At 70.1% G+C, this 13,127-nt stretch carries 12 protein-coding genes; 8 read left to right on the top strand and 4 right to left on the bottom strand.

The genetic code is table 11. The features are described 5' to 3' along the window. Position 1: 1 nt before the first annotated feature. Together ACFY1H_RS22365 and ACFY1H_RS22360 are read right to left on the bottom strand one after the other, a co-directional pair. A complete protein-coding gene (locus tag ACFY1H_RS22365; protein WP_366578836.1) occupies positions 2-1,285 on the bottom strand; it encodes a nucleotide sugar dehydrogenase in 1,284 nt (427 codons plus the stop codon). 5 nt (positions 1,286-1,290) lie between these two features. After that, positions 1,291-1,983, bottom strand: coding sequence for a response regulator transcription factor (locus ACFY1H_RS22360; RefSeq protein WP_366578838.1), 693 nt, complete (start codon positions 1,981-1,983; stop codon positions 1,291-1,293). Between the two features lie 180 nt (positions 1,984-2,163). Between ACFY1H_RS22360 and ACFY1H_RS22355 the strand changes: the two genes are divergently transcribed. The 4 genes from ACFY1H_RS22355 (at position 2,164) to ACFY1H_RS22340 (ending at position 5,928) form a co-directional block, all read left to right on the top strand. Beyond that, on the top strand, positions 2,164-3,684 hold the full coding sequence (locus ACFY1H_RS22355) for a polysaccharide deacetylase family protein (protein ID WP_386949033.1): 1,521 nt from the start codon (positions 2,164-2,166) through the stop codon (positions 3,682-3,684). A gap of 211 nt (positions 3,685-3,895) precedes the next feature. Then, the gene (locus ACFY1H_RS22350; RefSeq protein WP_366578842.1) at positions 3,896-4,528 is read left to right on the top strand and encodes a hypothetical protein; all 633 of its coding nucleotides are present in this window, start codon (positions 3,896-3,898) and stop codon (positions 4,526-4,528) included. A 102-nt stretch (positions 4,529-4,630) separates the two neighbouring features. Continuing rightward, a complete protein-coding gene (locus tag ACFY1H_RS22345) occupies positions 4,631-5,263 on the top strand; it encodes a HAMP domain-containing sensor histidine kinase (RefSeq protein WP_366578844.1) in 633 nt (210 codons plus the stop codon). Continuing rightward, on the top strand, positions 5,260-5,928 hold the full coding sequence (locus ACFY1H_RS22340; protein ID WP_366578846.1) for a response regulator transcription factor: 669 nt from the start codon (positions 5,260-5,262) through the stop codon (positions 5,926-5,928). Before ACFY1H_RS22345 ends, ACFY1H_RS22340 begins: the two co-directional genes overlap by 4 nt. Before the next feature lie 13 nt (positions 5,929-5,941). Here ACFY1H_RS22340 and ACFY1H_RS22335 read toward each other — a convergent pair whose 3' ends face one another. Next, positions 5,942-7,516, bottom strand: coding sequence for a hypothetical protein (locus ACFY1H_RS22335; protein ID WP_366578848.1), 1,575 nt, complete (start codon positions 7,514-7,516; stop codon positions 5,942-5,944). A 260-nt stretch (positions 7,517-7,776) separates the two neighbouring features. On the opposite strand from ACFY1H_RS22335, the gene ACFY1H_RS22330 reads away from it, so the two are divergent. Further along, on the top strand, positions 7,777-8,607 hold the full coding sequence (locus ACFY1H_RS22330) for an alpha/beta hydrolase (RefSeq protein ID WP_366578850.1): 831 nt from the start codon (positions 7,777-7,779) through the stop codon (positions 8,605-8,607). Between the two features lie 45 nt (positions 8,608-8,652). Here the strand turns inward: ACFY1H_RS22330 and ACFY1H_RS22325 are convergent, their stop codons facing one another. After that, positions 8,653-9,249, bottom strand: coding sequence for a TetR/AcrR family transcriptional regulator (locus ACFY1H_RS22325; protein WP_366578852.1), 597 nt, complete (start codon positions 9,247-9,249; stop codon positions 8,653-8,655). A 127-nt stretch (positions 9,250-9,376) separates the two neighbouring features. Between ACFY1H_RS22325 and ACFY1H_RS22320 the strand changes: the two genes are divergently transcribed. The 3 genes from ACFY1H_RS22320 to ACFY1H_RS22310 all read left to right on the top strand — a co-directional run bounded on the left by ACFY1H_RS22320 (position 9,377) and on the right by ACFY1H_RS22310 (position 13,110). Continuing rightward, complete coding sequence (locus tag ACFY1H_RS22320; protein WP_366578853.1) at positions 9,377-10,129, top strand: SDR family oxidoreductase; 753 nt, start codon at positions 9,377-9,379, stop codon at positions 10,127-10,129. Between the two features lie 70 nt (positions 10,130-10,199). Continuing rightward, the gene (locus ACFY1H_RS22315; protein ID WP_366578855.1) at positions 10,200-11,666 is read left to right on the top strand and encodes an AMP-binding protein; all 1,467 of its coding nucleotides are present in this window, start codon (positions 10,200-10,202) and stop codon (positions 11,664-11,666) included. Further along, positions 11,656-13,110: a flavin-containing monooxygenase gene (locus tag ACFY1H_RS22310; protein WP_386949027.1), complete on the top strand. Its 1,455-nt coding sequence runs from the start codon at positions 11,656-11,658 to the stop codon at positions 13,108-13,110. The genes ACFY1H_RS22315 and ACFY1H_RS22310 overlap by 11 nt, the downstream gene beginning before the upstream one ends. Positions 13,111-13,127 lie beyond the last annotated feature (17 nt).

Raw genomic sequence — 13,127 nt, 5'->3', positions numbered from 1 at the left:
TTCAGACCAGTTCGCGGTGGGTGGCCGCGTCGAACGTGTACGTGGCGTCGAGTACCAAGGGGCAGTGTTCGATCCAGTCGTAGGACTGTCCGGGGTGGACGGTGTGGATCAGCACGAGGTCGAAGTCCGTGCCGTGCGGGTCGGGGTTGCTCTGGAACGAGCGCCCGCCCAGCTTCAGCTCCGGCACGAGCGGATCGTGGTACTCGACCTTCGCCCCGCCGGCCGCGAGCCGCTCGATGATCTCCAGCGCCGACGACTCGCGCAGGTCGCGCACACCCGGCTTGTACGTCACGCCCACCACCACGATCCGAGCGCCCGCGACGCCGCGTCCGGCGGCCGACAACGTGGCCGTGACGCGGTCGGCGACCTGGCCGGGCCGGTGCGCGATCGACGTCATGGCCTGGCTGATCAACGGCGCGGACCCGTGGGCCTCGCGCAGCTGCCACAGCAGGTAGTGCGGGTCGCAGGGGATGCAGTGCCCGCCGACGCCGGGGCCGGGGTAGAAGCTCATGAACCCGTACGGTTTCGTGGCGGCCGCGCGCGTCACCTCGATCGGGTCGAGCTCCAGCGTCGAGCAGATGCCGGCGAACTCGTTGGCCAGTGCGATGTTCACCGCGCGGAACGAGTTCTCGTAGAGCTTCGTCAGCTCCGCCGCTTCGGCCGAGGAGACTTCGTGCAGGAGCGGAGTGAGCTTTTCCAGCACGCGCCGGGCGTGGTCGGTGCACGCCGGCGTGCAGCCCCCGACGACGCGCGGCGTGCTCTGCTGCGTGTGCTCGGCGACACCGGGGTCGATGCGCTCGGGGCTGAACGCCACGAACACGTCCTCGCCGATCACGAGACCCCGGTTCCGCAACGGTTCCGCGAGCATCTCGCGGGTGGTCCCGACGTAGCTGGTGGAGGTGAGGATGAGCGTCTGGCCCGGGCGCGCGTGCTCGACCACCGACCGGCACGCCGACCGCAGCGGGCCCAGATCCGGTGTCAGGTAACGGTCCAGCGGCGTCGGGACGCAGATGATCACCGCGTCGGCCTCGGCGAGCCGCGCGGGGTCGCCGGTGAGGTCGAGTCGGTTGTCGCGCCGGGCCAGGTCGAGGCGCGCGAGGTCGGCCTCGACCAGGTCGGGCTCACCGGCCAGGATCGACTCGCGCCGCTCGGCGCTCGTGTCGAGACCCAGCACCCGCGCGCCGTCGGCGTGCAGGCCCAGCGCGGTCGGCAGACCCACGTAGCCCATGCCGACGATGGCGACGGAGATGAGGCCTTCGGTCTCGCTGAGGGGTGATTCGGCCATGAGTGTCAAGGGGTTTCCCCTTTCCATAACGGCGCCTCGCCGTGGGGCTCGATGCCGGCAGCTCGGGCGATCTTGACGACTTCCAGTCCGCTGTGGACTTTCAGTTTGCGGAACAGGTTGCGGGTGTGGGTGCGCACGGTGTTGCGGGAAAGCTGGAGCCGAGCCGCGATCTGGTCGCTGCGGTCGCCGTCGACCATCGCCACCAGCACTTCGCGTTCACGCTCGCTCAGCACGTCGAGAGGGCTCGAAGCCGGCCGGTGCGGAGTGGCGCCGTCGCGGCGCAGCCGGTCGAACAGCACGGCCAGCAGCTCCGGCGGGTACCACGCGTGCCCGGCGCGAGCGCCGCGGACGCGGTCCAGCAGGTCGTCGAGCGAGCTTTCCTTGGGGATCCAGGTGTCGATCCCCGCGTGGGCAGCGCACACCGCGAGATCTCGGTCCCGGCTCGCGGTGAGGGCGACGAAGCGGGCCCTCGGCGCCGCGTCGTGCCAGGTTCGGATCCGCTCACGTACGTCGGTGAGTGACTCCAGCTCCACGGTCACCACGTCCGGCTGCTGTGCGGTGAGCGCGGAGCGCAGCGTCGGATCGGAGGTGGCGCGCGTGCCGACCACCCTGATCCAGGGCACCGCGGCGAGGCTCGACGTCAGCACGTCGGCCACCATGCGGTGGTCCTCGATCAGGAACAGGCGGGTGATGTCCACGCCGCAAAGCAAACAGGCACCGAAACCGGTTGTCCTCAGTCAGCTGTGCGAAAGACGGCTCATACAGATGACGGAGATCCGGCATCTGCGGTAGGCCGCCTCGTCCCTTATGGGGATCCGGGTGCCGGGGGTTGACAATACGGTCAGCGGAGGTATCCCCGATCATTTTGGTGGCCACCCATGGAAAGAAGAACGCGGAAACACCGCAAGGCCCGCAAGGGATTCGATTTCCGGCGGGCACGCGCGCGGCTCGCGGTCTGCGCGGCCGCGCTGCTGTGCGTGCTGCCCGCGTTGGTGGTGGGCGGTTCCACAGCGGGTGCGTCGTTGGCGCGGCCGCTCGGCGTCGTCCTCACCTTCGACGACGGCAACGCGGATCAGATGAGCGCGCTGCCGATCCTGCAGAAGTACAACATGAAGGGCACGTTCTACATCATCAGCGGTTCGGTCGGCGCGCCCAACTACCTGACGCAGGCGAACCTGCAGACGATCAAGAACGCCGGCCACGAGATCGGTGGTCACACGGTGACGCACCCCGACCTCACCACGGTGCCCGCTGACGAGGCGAAGCGCCAGATCTGCAACGGCCGGGCTTCACTGGCCGCGATGGGCTTCGCCGTCACGAGCTTCGCGTACCCGTACGCCGCGTTGAACACCTCCGTCAAGAACAACGTGAAGGCGTGCGGCTTCAACAGCGCCCGCGGTCTCGGTGACCTGGCTTCGGCACACGGGTGCGCCGGCTGTCCGGCGGCCGAGACGACCAAGCCCGCCGACGCGTACGAGATCAAGGCGCTCGACGAGGACGACAACACCTGGACCCTGGCCCAGATGCAGAGCGCGGTGACCGCGGCCGAGCGCAACGGCGGTCTGCTCACCTTCACCTTCCACCACGTCTGTGACGGCACCGGGTGCGACGAGCTGTCAATCTCCACTTCGCGGCTCGACCAGTTCCTCTCGTGGCTGAACGGGCGCAAGAGCGCGGGCACGACGGTGAAGACGATGCAGCAGGCCATCGGCGGCGCGACGAAGGCGGTCGTGACAGCGCCGGCGTCGGCGAACACCGGCCTGGTGAACACGTCGCTCGAAACCTCGACCAGCGGCACCGGGTTCCCCGACTGCTACATGCCGGGCGGCTACGGCGGCAACACGCCGACGTGGACGAGAACCACGGACAAGCACACGGGCACGTACGCGCAGAAGCTCGACGTCGCCAGTTACACCGACGGTGACGCGAAGCTCCTGCCGACGTTCGACCTCGGGGCCTGTACCCCGACGATCGCCGCGGGCAAGACCTACACGATCGGCGTCTGGTACAAGTCGACAGCGATCACGCAGTTCTCGCTGTACTACCGCAACACGCAGGGCTTCTGGGCGTACTGGACGTCCGGCCCGTGGCTCGCGGCGGCGCCGAACTGGACCCAGGCCACGTTCACGACTCCGGCAGCACCCGCGGGCGCGACCGGACTGAGCTTCGGCCTCGGGCTCATCGCCAACGGCTCGGTGACGACGGACGACTACTCGTTCGCCGCGGGTGCCGGTGCTGCCGCGGCGGCTGCCATCAAGGCGTCCACCACGGGTCCGCAGCGGTTCAGCGTGACGAGCCGCAACTCCTCCAAGGCCGGCTCGTTCGGCCGCAACGCGAAGCCGCTCATCCCGGCAACGCGTCCTGGGCAGGTCATCGCTCCCGTGGAGCCCGGTGACTGACGCCCGTTCCCCGTCGCTGCCCGGCGCTCGCCGCCGGGCAGCGACCCGGGTCAGATACGCGGTGTGGGGTCTGGCGGCCGTACTGACCACCGCGTCCTGCACCGGCGCGCCCGTCCACTCCCCTGGGGCGGGCGCGCCGGCGGACCCGCCCTCGGCCGCGCCCGTCGTCCCGCCGTCGGCACCCTCGTCCTACCCCTGGCACACCAACATCGTGGCGACGACGTTCTGGGTCGGCGAGATCTTCGACCCGAACGCCGCGGACGGCAGCCAGGTCGAGTCCGCGTACGACGACCGGTGGCTCGACCACTACGGCGGCTGCGACGGCGTGGTCACCGCCGGGAACTGCGACACCGAACCACGAACGGCGGCGAACGGATTCTTTCCCACGCGCATGACGCCGCGGGAAAACCCGTTCTACCTCGATGTTCCTTATGACGATGTGGGAGACGAGGTGGCAAATCGCCAACGCGCGGCCGTGGTTCCGTGGGCATCTGACGAACGCTATTCCGCGCAGGTTTCCGACCGCAGCTTCAGCCTCTTGAAAAATCGCTGGGTACGCATCCGCCGCGACGGCAAGATCTGCTACGGCCAGATCCAGGACGCTGGTCCGGGCCAGTACGACGACGCCGAGTACGTGTTCGGTACGGCCGACGCCAGGCCGGCGAATGATCGTTTCAACGGCGCCGGGATGGACGTCTCACCTGCGTTGAACGGATGCCTCGGATTCGCGGAGCTCAACGGGGACAACGATCGGATCGACTGGCAGTTCGTCGACGACTCGGCTGTGCCGCCGGGTCCCTGGAAGATCATCGTCACCACGAGCGGTGTCACGCACGACAGCTGATTCCCGCCTATTCGCCGACGCCCGGGTTATGCGTGAGTAACGTCCCCAAGATCGCGGACGACTCCCTTCGGTCGGGGAAAGGTAAAGGCGAGGGAAAAAGCCATGGAAACCGTGCCGGAACGCCGGGCGGCCACCGGGCGCCGCAGCGAGGATCGCACCGTTCAGGCTCTGTGGGGAGTGTTGCACGATCTCGGCCACGAGATCACGACGTTGGCCTTCCTGGTCGAGTCGGAGCTGAAGGACGTGGCCGGCGTGGAGCTGATCGGTGAGCAGGTTTCGCGGTTGCGCACGCTGGTCTCCCACGCGCTGGCAGCCGAGACGCACGAGGAGATCGTGCCGCTGCGGCCGATGCTGGCGCAGCTGGTGAAGCTGGCCGATCGGGTCAGCGAACCTTCGGTGGTGCTCGTGGACGGAGCGGCCGCTGCCGTCCACGCGGACGGCACGGTGCTGTGGCGGATCCTCGCCAACGTGCTGGGCAACGCGGTGCGTGCCGCGGGGCCCGACGGTCACGTACGCGTGGAGCTCACGGCGAACTCGCCGGTCACCGTGTCGATCACGGACGACGGGCCCGGGTTCGGGCGCATTCCGCCGGGAACGGCGTCGCTCGGCCTGGTCACGGTCGCGCACCTCGCCGAGGCGACGGGTGCGCAGGCCCTGGTCGGACCGGGTGAACCGGAGGGCACTTGCGTGCGGATCGTCTTCCCCAGCCGCCTGAGTGAAGGGGAGCACGAATGACGAGCATCGTCCTGGGTGACGACCACAAGGTTTTTCTCGAAGCGCTGGCCGGGTTGCTGGAGCGGCACGGATTGCGGGTGGTGGGCACCGCCCGCACGCTCGCGGAAGTGGTGGCGACCGTGCGCGAGACGCGCCCGGACGTCTGCCTGCTCGACCGCAATTTCGGCGCCGGCCCCGTGGAAGACGGCGTCGCGGCGACGCTCGCGGCGAGCCCGGGCACCAGGGTCATCATGCTCACGGCCAGCCCCGGCAACGGCGCGGTCGCCGACGCCCTGCGCTCCGGTGCGGCCGGCTACGTGCACAAGACGTGCGGCGTGGAGCACCTCATCAACGCCATCGACCGCGTGATCGCCGGCGAAACCCTCGTCGACGTCCCCGTGCGCACCTCGGCGCCCGCCGCGGACCGCTCCCGCGAGATCGACCTGCGCGAACGCTTCCTCACCAGCCGCGAACGCCAGTGCCTCGCGATGCTCATCGACGGCGACACGACCGAGACCATGGCCCGCCGCCTCGGCGTGTCCACGGCGACGGTGCGCAGCCACGTGCAGGGCGTGTTGGTGAAGCTCGGCGTGCACTCGCGCCTGGAGGCCGCCGCGCTGGCCGTGCGCCACGCGCTGGTGCCGTCGGTGTCGGCGGCCTCGGGGTTCGAGGCCCGGCTCGGCTGAGTCCTTTGTGGACCTAGCCGGGCAACTGGCTCCGGAGCCGGTCAAGCCACCGGTCGACGGTGAGCTCGTACCGCCCGGGGTCGTTCGCCGGCGCGGCCTCGGCGACCGCCGCGTTCACGTGGTCGCGCACCGTGCCCGCCCACTCGGGCAGCACCCACACGGTCTGGAAGTAGTCGGCCCGCATCCGCACGACGGCGACTTCCTGGTATCCGGCAGTGACCTCGCGGTTGCGCACCCCGTAGCGGGACTCGGCGATCTGCGGTGAGCCCGACGTGATGATCAAGACGGTCGGGTGCGCCTTCAGGATGACCTCGGTCGGATCGGCGCCGCGGGAGATCTGCGCGTCGTTGAGGCCGAGGTAGTCGATGGCCTGCCAGCCGCTGTAGTAGGGGATGGCGCCGGCGTCGGCCACGGCCAGCGTGCGCGCCTCGGCCGGCACGTCGGCCGCACCGAGGCCCTTGCCGATCGCGACGTGTGCGCGCTGCAGGTCAGGCCCGTAGTTCGCGATCATGCCCAGGTCGGGCGCGGTCGCGCCGGCCACGGCCGACCAGCCGACCGCGACGACCCCGGTCAGCGCCGTCAGCCACCGCCCGCCGAGCGCGGCCGCGCCGAGGCCTGCGCCGAGGCAGAGCACGGGCACGCCGTGGTCGGCGAAGCGGTCGAGGTAGTCCATCGTCGGCCCGGACACGGCGTAGGTCACGTAGGTCAGCACCACGGTGGCCACCAGCAGTCCGCCGGCTGCGCGGGTGTCGCGGCGTAGCAGCAGTGACAGCGTCAGCACGAGCAGGGGCAGCAGGAGCCAGAACGTGTGCTCCGTCCACAGCCGGCCGGACGAGAGGTCGCCGAACTTGACGTAGAACGTGTTGGGCAGCAGCTGCCCGTAGTACTGCCAGCGCCACACGAAATACCCGGCGCCGGCCACGGCCGCGCCCGCCGTCCACCACCACGTCGCCCGGCTGCGCCGCGTCGTCCACAGCCAGACGGCCACGGTCGGCAGGACGGCGAGCACACCGTCCGGCCGCAGTGTCCCGAGCACCAGCAACAGCAACGGCGGTTCCCACGGGTGCACCCGCTCGCCGTCGAGGACCCGCAGTCCCAGCACCACCGCGCGCAGGAGTACAGCTGCGAACACGGCGGTCTCAAGGCCGCTCGTGATGTGGAAGTAGGTCGGCAGGAAGACCACGTACGCGCCGCCTGCCACCAGAGCGCCGGCGAGGCCGCCCCGGCGGTGGCCGGTCGTCACCAGCATCAGCAGTGTGAGCACGCCGAAGACCAGCGACGTCACCTTCGCGAACAGCGGCAGCGCGAGCCCCAGCCACGAGCCGAGCCCCGACCACAGCACCCAGGAGAAGTCGGTGAAGCCCTCGACGCGCGGGCCGGTCACGTTCCACACCGGCCCGTGGCCGGCGGCGAGGTTGGCGGCGTAGCGGAAGCTGATGAACGCGTCGTCGATGGTGAAGAACCACGCCGACCAGGCGCCGGCGAGGAACAGCACGAGCAGGCCGAGTCCGGTGAGGACCAGAGCACGGCGGCGTGGTCTGGCGGCTTCGACGCGTCCGGCTGCTGCGGACGTGGACGTGGTGGTCATGACGCACCCCGTGGTTGGACGAGCCTGTGACCTCGACGGAGCGGCAACTTTAGTCGAAGTGTCCCGATGCTCCCACGATCAGACCACGTGTCGGGCTCGTCTCGCCCGTCCAGATCTGTGGGCGGAGCCCGTCGTCGGCCTGGGGCTTCGGTATTCCAGATCTTACGATGATCTTTCACGCACTATGCACAACTTGATTGCACACAATTTAGTTGTACTGTTCATTTCAAGCGAAGCCCGAACTTCACGAGGAGCAAGAGATGCGCACACGTACTCGCCTGGCCCGGATCGCCGCCGCGACCGCCGCGTTGGCTGCGGCCGCCGTGTTCGTCGCGGTGCCGTCTTCGGCGGCGCCGCAGCAGGCCGACCACCACGCGCCGGCGAAGGCGAAGCCGACCATCGTGCTGGTGCACGGGGCGTTCGCGGACACGTCGAGCTGGAACGGCGAGGTCACACGGCTCGAGCAGCGCGGCTACAAGGTGATCGCCGCCGCCAACCCGCTGCGCGGGGTCGCGTCCGACGGTGCCTACATCAAGGCCCTGGTCGACAGCGTCGACGGACCGGTCGTGCTGGTCGGCCACTCCTACGGCGGCTCGGTGATCACCAGCGCCGCGCTGAACGACCCCAAGGTGCAGGCGCTCGTCTACATCGCGGGCTTCATCCCGGACCAGGGCGAGTCCGCGCTCGACCTGACCAACAAGTTCCCGGGCAGCACGCTCGGCGACACCCTGCAGCAGGTCACCCTCCCCGGCGGTGAGACCGACCTCTACGTGAAGCAGGACCTCTTCCCGAAGCAGTTCGCGGCCGACGTCCCGCTGTCGCAGGCCCGCCAGATGGCCGCCGGTCAGCGCCCGGTCGCCGCGTCCGCGCTGAGCGAGCCGTCGGGTGCGCCCTCGTGGAAGAACATCCCGGTGTGGGACCTGATCCCGACCGGTGACAAGAACATCCCGCCGGCCGCGCAGAAGTGGATGGCCGAGCGCGCCCACGCCCACACCGTCGTCGTGCCGGGTGCTTCGCACGCCGTGCTGGTTTCGCGGCCCGACAAGGTCACCGACATCATCCTGAGCGCCGCCGAAGCGACCACGAAGTAACTCCACGACTCGAACAGCCCCGGCCGAACTTCGGCCGGGGCTTTTTCACTGTCCGATCAGCCGCTCCACCAGCGCGGTGTACTGCGCCACGATCGCGTCGCGCGTCAGGCGGCCGGACGGGACGAACCACTCGCGCACGCCGTTGAGCATGTCGAGCACGGCCATCGTGGTCACGGTGACGTCGGCGATCCGGAACTCGCCGGCCGCGACGCCTTCGGCGAGGACATCGCGGAACGCGTCGTGGTACGCGGTTTGCAGCTTGATCCCCTCGGCCTGCTGGGCGGGGTCGAGCGCGTACCGGATGGGGTTGCCGACCAGCAGCTCCGGGCGCCGGTCGTCGCTCAGCTCGAGGTGCAGGCGCACGACCCGCCGAACGCGTTCGCCGGGCGAAAGGGACTCGTCGCGCAGCACGGGCACAGTCGCGTCGACGAAGTCGGTCATGAACCGCGAGACGATCGCGTGCAGCACTTCCTGCTTGTTCGTGAAGTGGTGGTACATCGTCGAGGACGAGATGCCCACCGCGTCGGCCAGGTCGCGGATCGACGTGGCGCTGTAGCCGCGCTCGTGAAACAGCTCACTCGCGCGTTCGAGGATCAGGACCCGGAGATCGGGCCCCTCGTCAAGCGACTTCTTCCTGGCCACGGCCCTCCTTCCGGCGACGAGGCGGGGTGTGAACGTGGGCTGATCGTACGATCGGCACGTTGACGAGGCGAACCTAGCCTGGTAGATCTGGGTGTCGATCAATCGATCGACACGGGACAAGGATCTCATGACCGAACACGACTGGTCGCCGCTGCCGCGCCCGGGCAGCCGGGTGGTGGTCACAGGCGCCGGCGGTGGGCTTGGCCGGGCGCTCGTCGCCGCGTTGACGCAGGTCGACGCCCGGGTGGTCGGGATCGACCGCGTTGCCGCAGACCCAGCCGGACCTGAACACCTCGTCGCCGACCTCACCGACGAAGCGGCCGCCGCGCGAGCCGTCACCGAAGCCGTCGAACGGCTCGGCGGGCTCGACGCCGTGATCGGCGCCGCCGGGATCGTCGACACCGTCCACCGCGCGAGCACATTCCCGCTCGACGCGTTCCGGTCCGATGTGGACGCCAACCTCGTCGCGCAGTTCGTGCTCGCCCGTGCGGCTTACCCGGCGTTGAAGGAATCCGGCGGTTCGATCGTGTTCCTCTCCTCCGTCGCGGCGGAGGACGGCCTGCCCGGCCAGGCGGCGTACGCGGCGGCGAAGGCCGGCGTGCTCGGCCTGACGCGCTCGCTCGCCGCGGAGTGGGGCGGCGACGGTGTGCGCGTGAACGCGGTCGAGCCCGGACTCTTCGCGACGCCGAAGGTGCTCGCGATGCCCGATTCGGCCCGCGAGCGGCTACTCGCCGGCGTGCCGATGGGCCGCGTCGCGACGCTCGGCGAGGTCGTCGGCTCGGTCCTCTACCTGCTGTCCCCGGCCGCGGGGTACACCACGGGCCAGGCGCTGCGCCTCGACGGCGGCTCCGGGCTCACCCGCGGCGGCTTCTACCGCTGAGCACCCGTTCACCGCCGAGCACCCGTTCACTGCTGAGCACCCTGTACCGCTGAGCACCCAGGAGATCCGCGTGTCCCCGAGAACCCTGCCCGCCATGCTGCTCGACGTCGCCGAAAGACACGGCCCTGGCGAAGCCCTCGTCGACGGCGAGACCCGCATCTCCCACGCCGACATGGTGCGCCGCTCCGCCGTGGTGGCCACGCGGCTGCGCGAGCTCGGCGTGGAGCCGGGGCACCGCGTCGCGATCTTGCTGCCCAACGGCTGGCAGTACGCCGTGAGCTACTTCGGTGTGCAGCTCGCCGGCGCCATCGGCGTGCTCGTGAACACGCGGTTCGCCCGGCCCGAGATCGACCACGTCCTCGCCGATTCCGGCGCGAAGCTCGTGATCACCGACCGCGACCTGGCCGGTGCCGTCGACGCCGCCGCGCTCACGGCCGACGCCGGGGAAACCGCCGACCCCGGCTCACTGCCGGGTCAGCGAGTCGAGCCGGGTGACGTCGCGCATCTGCTCTACACCTCCGGCACCACCGGCCGCCCGAAAGGCGCGATGCAGACGCACGCCAACCTGATGTTCAACGCCGGCACCGTCCGCGAACGCCTCGGCGCCGGCCCCGGCGAACGCACGCTCGTGGCCGCGCCGATGTTCCACGCCACCGCGATCGTGTCGCAGTTCATCGGCTTCCTCGCCAACGGCGCGTGCTGCGTGTTCACGCCCGCGTTCAAGGCGGAGACCACGGTGGCGCTCATGGCGGCCGAGCGCATCACGTTCTTCGCCGGCGTCGCGGCGATGCTGCGGCTGATCCTGCTGAAGGCGGAAGACGCGGGCGCGGACCTGTCGTCGCTGCGGTTGTTCGTGATGGGCGGCTCGCCGGTGCCGGAGCCGTTCCCCGCGCAGGTGAAGGAGCAGCTGCCGGATCTGGTGCTGGGCAACGTCTGGGGCCTCACCGAAGGCACGTCGATCGTCACCTTCACCGCCGGCGCGGAGTACCTGAGCCACCCGTGGAGCGTCGGCCCGGTCGTCGACGGCGTCGAGGTCGCGATCGCCCTGCCCGGCGAGCCGCCGCGCGACCTGCGCGACACCGTCGGCGAGCTGTGCGTGCGCGGACCCGTGGTGGCCGCGGGCTACTGGGGCAACCCGGAGGCCACCGCATCGACCTTTGTGGACGGTTGGCTGCACACGGGTGACGTCGGTTCGATCGACGGCGACGGGTTCGTCCGCGTGCTCGACCGGCTCAAGGACATGATCATCCGCGGCGGTGAGAACATCTACAGCCTCGAGGTGGAGAGCGCGCTCGCGCAGCACCCCGACGTGGCCGAGGTCGCCGTGGTGGGCGTGCCCGATCCGATCTTCGACGAGCGCGTGCGCGCGGTGATCGTGCCGCGGCCCGGCCGGACGCCGAGCGAGGAAAGCCTGCGCGAGCACGCAGTGAAGCTGCTCGCCGACTTCAAGGTGCCCGTGGAGTGGCGGTTCGTGACGGAGCTGCCGCGCAACCCCTCGGGCAAGGTCCTCAAACGGGAGCTCTCGAATGCCGGCTGAGCACGTCGACGTCGTCGTGATCGGCGCGGGCTTCAGCGGCCTGGGCATCGCGGCGCGGCTGGACAAGGCCGGATTCCGGTCGTTCCGTGTCCTCGAAGCGGCCGACGACCTCGGTGGCACCTGGCGCGACAACACCTATCCCGGCTGCGGCTGCGACATCCCTTCGCCGCTGTACTCGTATTCCTTCGCGCAGAAGCCTGACTGGAGCCGGCTGTTCGCCGGTCAGCCGGAGATCCTGGAGTACCTGCACGACGTCGCGCGCCGGCGCGGGCTGCTCGACCGGCTGCGCTTCGGGCAACGCGTCACGCGCGCTGCGTGGGACGAGAATGCCGGGCGCTGGGACGTGACCACGGCGACGGGGGAGACCTACCGCGCGCGGTTCGTCGTGTCGGCCGTCGGTCCGCTGCACCACCCGGCGTACCCGGAACTGCCCGGCGTGGAGTCGTTCCGCGGCGAGGTGTTCCACTCCGCGCAGTGGCGCCATGACGTGGACCTGACCGGCAAACGCGTGGCCGTGATCGGCACGGGGGCGAGCGCGATCCAGTTCGTGCCGGCGATCGTCGACCAGGTCGCCGCGCTGACGGTGTTCCAGCGGACGCCGCCGTGGATCGTGCCGAAGGCCGACCGCGCGTTCGACGCCCGGCACCGGTTCTGGGCGCGCTGGTTCCCGCCGTTCCGCTGGTACGTGCGCGATCGGCTGTACTGGATCCACGAACGCCGCGCGGTCGGCTTCGTCGCCGATCCGGCCGCGATGGAGCAGACCGCCGGCCTCGCAAAGCGGTTGCTGCGCAAGCAGGTCCCTGACGAGGATCTGCGCGCGCGGCTCACGCCTGACTACACCGTCGGCTGCAAACGCCTGCTCATCTCCAGCACGTGGTACCCGGCGCTGACGAAGCCGCACGTCGACGTGCGCTCGGGCGGGGTCGCGTCCGTGACGCCGGACGCGGTGGTCGGCGCCGACGGCGTTGAGGTGCCCGCCGACGTGATCATCTACGGCACCGGCTTCGACACGCAGCAGACCATCCGGTTCGAGGTCGAAGGCCGCGGCGGCCGCACGCTCGCCGACGCGTGGAGCAAGGGCAACGAGGCCTACCTCGGCACGACCGTCGCCGGGTTCCCCAACCTGTTCCTCATGGTCGGCCCGAACACGGGGCTGGGTCACAACTCCCAGGTGTTCATGATCGAGGCGCAAGCGTCCTATGTGGTCGCCGCGCTGCGCCGCCTGCGCCGCGCCAAGGCGTTCGAGGTGCGCGCCGAGGTGCAGGACGCGTTCAACGACTGGCTCGACTCGCGGATGGCCGCCACCGTCTGGCAGACGGGCGGGTGCCGCAGCTGGTACCAGGACCCGAAGTCCGGCCGCAACACCGTGCTGTGGCCGGCGGGCACCGTGGAGTTCTGGCGGCGGACCCGGCGCTTCCGCGCGTCGGACTACTCGGTGACCTGATCGCTGGGCCGAACGGA

This window comes from Amycolatopsis sp. NPDC001319, assembly GCF_042896185.1.
Classification (GTDB): Bacteria; Actinomycetota; Actinomycetes; order Mycobacteriales; family Pseudonocardiaceae; genus Amycolatopsis.
The sequence above is the reverse complement of the archived record's forward strand: the minus strand, read 5'-3'. Positions and strand labels throughout refer to the sequence as shown.

Excerpts from the sequence above, each read along its gene's own strand:
- ACFY1H_RS22330 (WP_366578850.1), top strand. The coding sequence starts at position 7,777 with ATGCGCACACGTACTCGCCTGGCCCGGATCGCCGCCGCGACCGCCGCG.
- ACFY1H_RS22355 (WP_386949033.1), top strand. The coding sequence starts at position 2,164 with ATGGAAAGAAGAACGCGGAAACACCGCAAGGCCCGCAAGGGATTCGAT.
- ACFY1H_RS22320 (WP_366578853.1), top strand. The coding sequence starts at position 9,377 with ATGACCGAACACGACTGGTCGCCGCTGCCGCGCCCGGGCAGCCGGGTG.
- ACFY1H_RS22335 (WP_366578848.1), bottom strand. The coding sequence starts at position 7,516 with ATGACCACCACGTCCACGTCCGCAGCAGCCGGACGCGTCGAAGCCGCC.
- ACFY1H_RS22365 (WP_366578836.1), bottom strand. The coding sequence starts at position 1,285 with ATGGCCGAATCACCCCTCAGCGAGACCGAAGGCCTCATCTCCGTCGCC.
- ACFY1H_RS22310 (WP_386949027.1), top strand. The coding sequence starts at position 11,656 with ATGCCGGCTGAGCACGTCGACGTCGTCGTGATCGGCGCGGGCTTCAGC.
- ACFY1H_RS22340 (WP_366578846.1), top strand. The coding sequence starts at position 5,260 with ATGACGAGCATCGTCCTGGGTGACGACCACAAGGTTTTTCTCGAAGCG.
- ACFY1H_RS22345 (WP_366578844.1), top strand. The coding sequence starts at position 4,631 with ATGGAAACCGTGCCGGAACGCCGGGCGGCCACCGGGCGCCGCAGCGAG.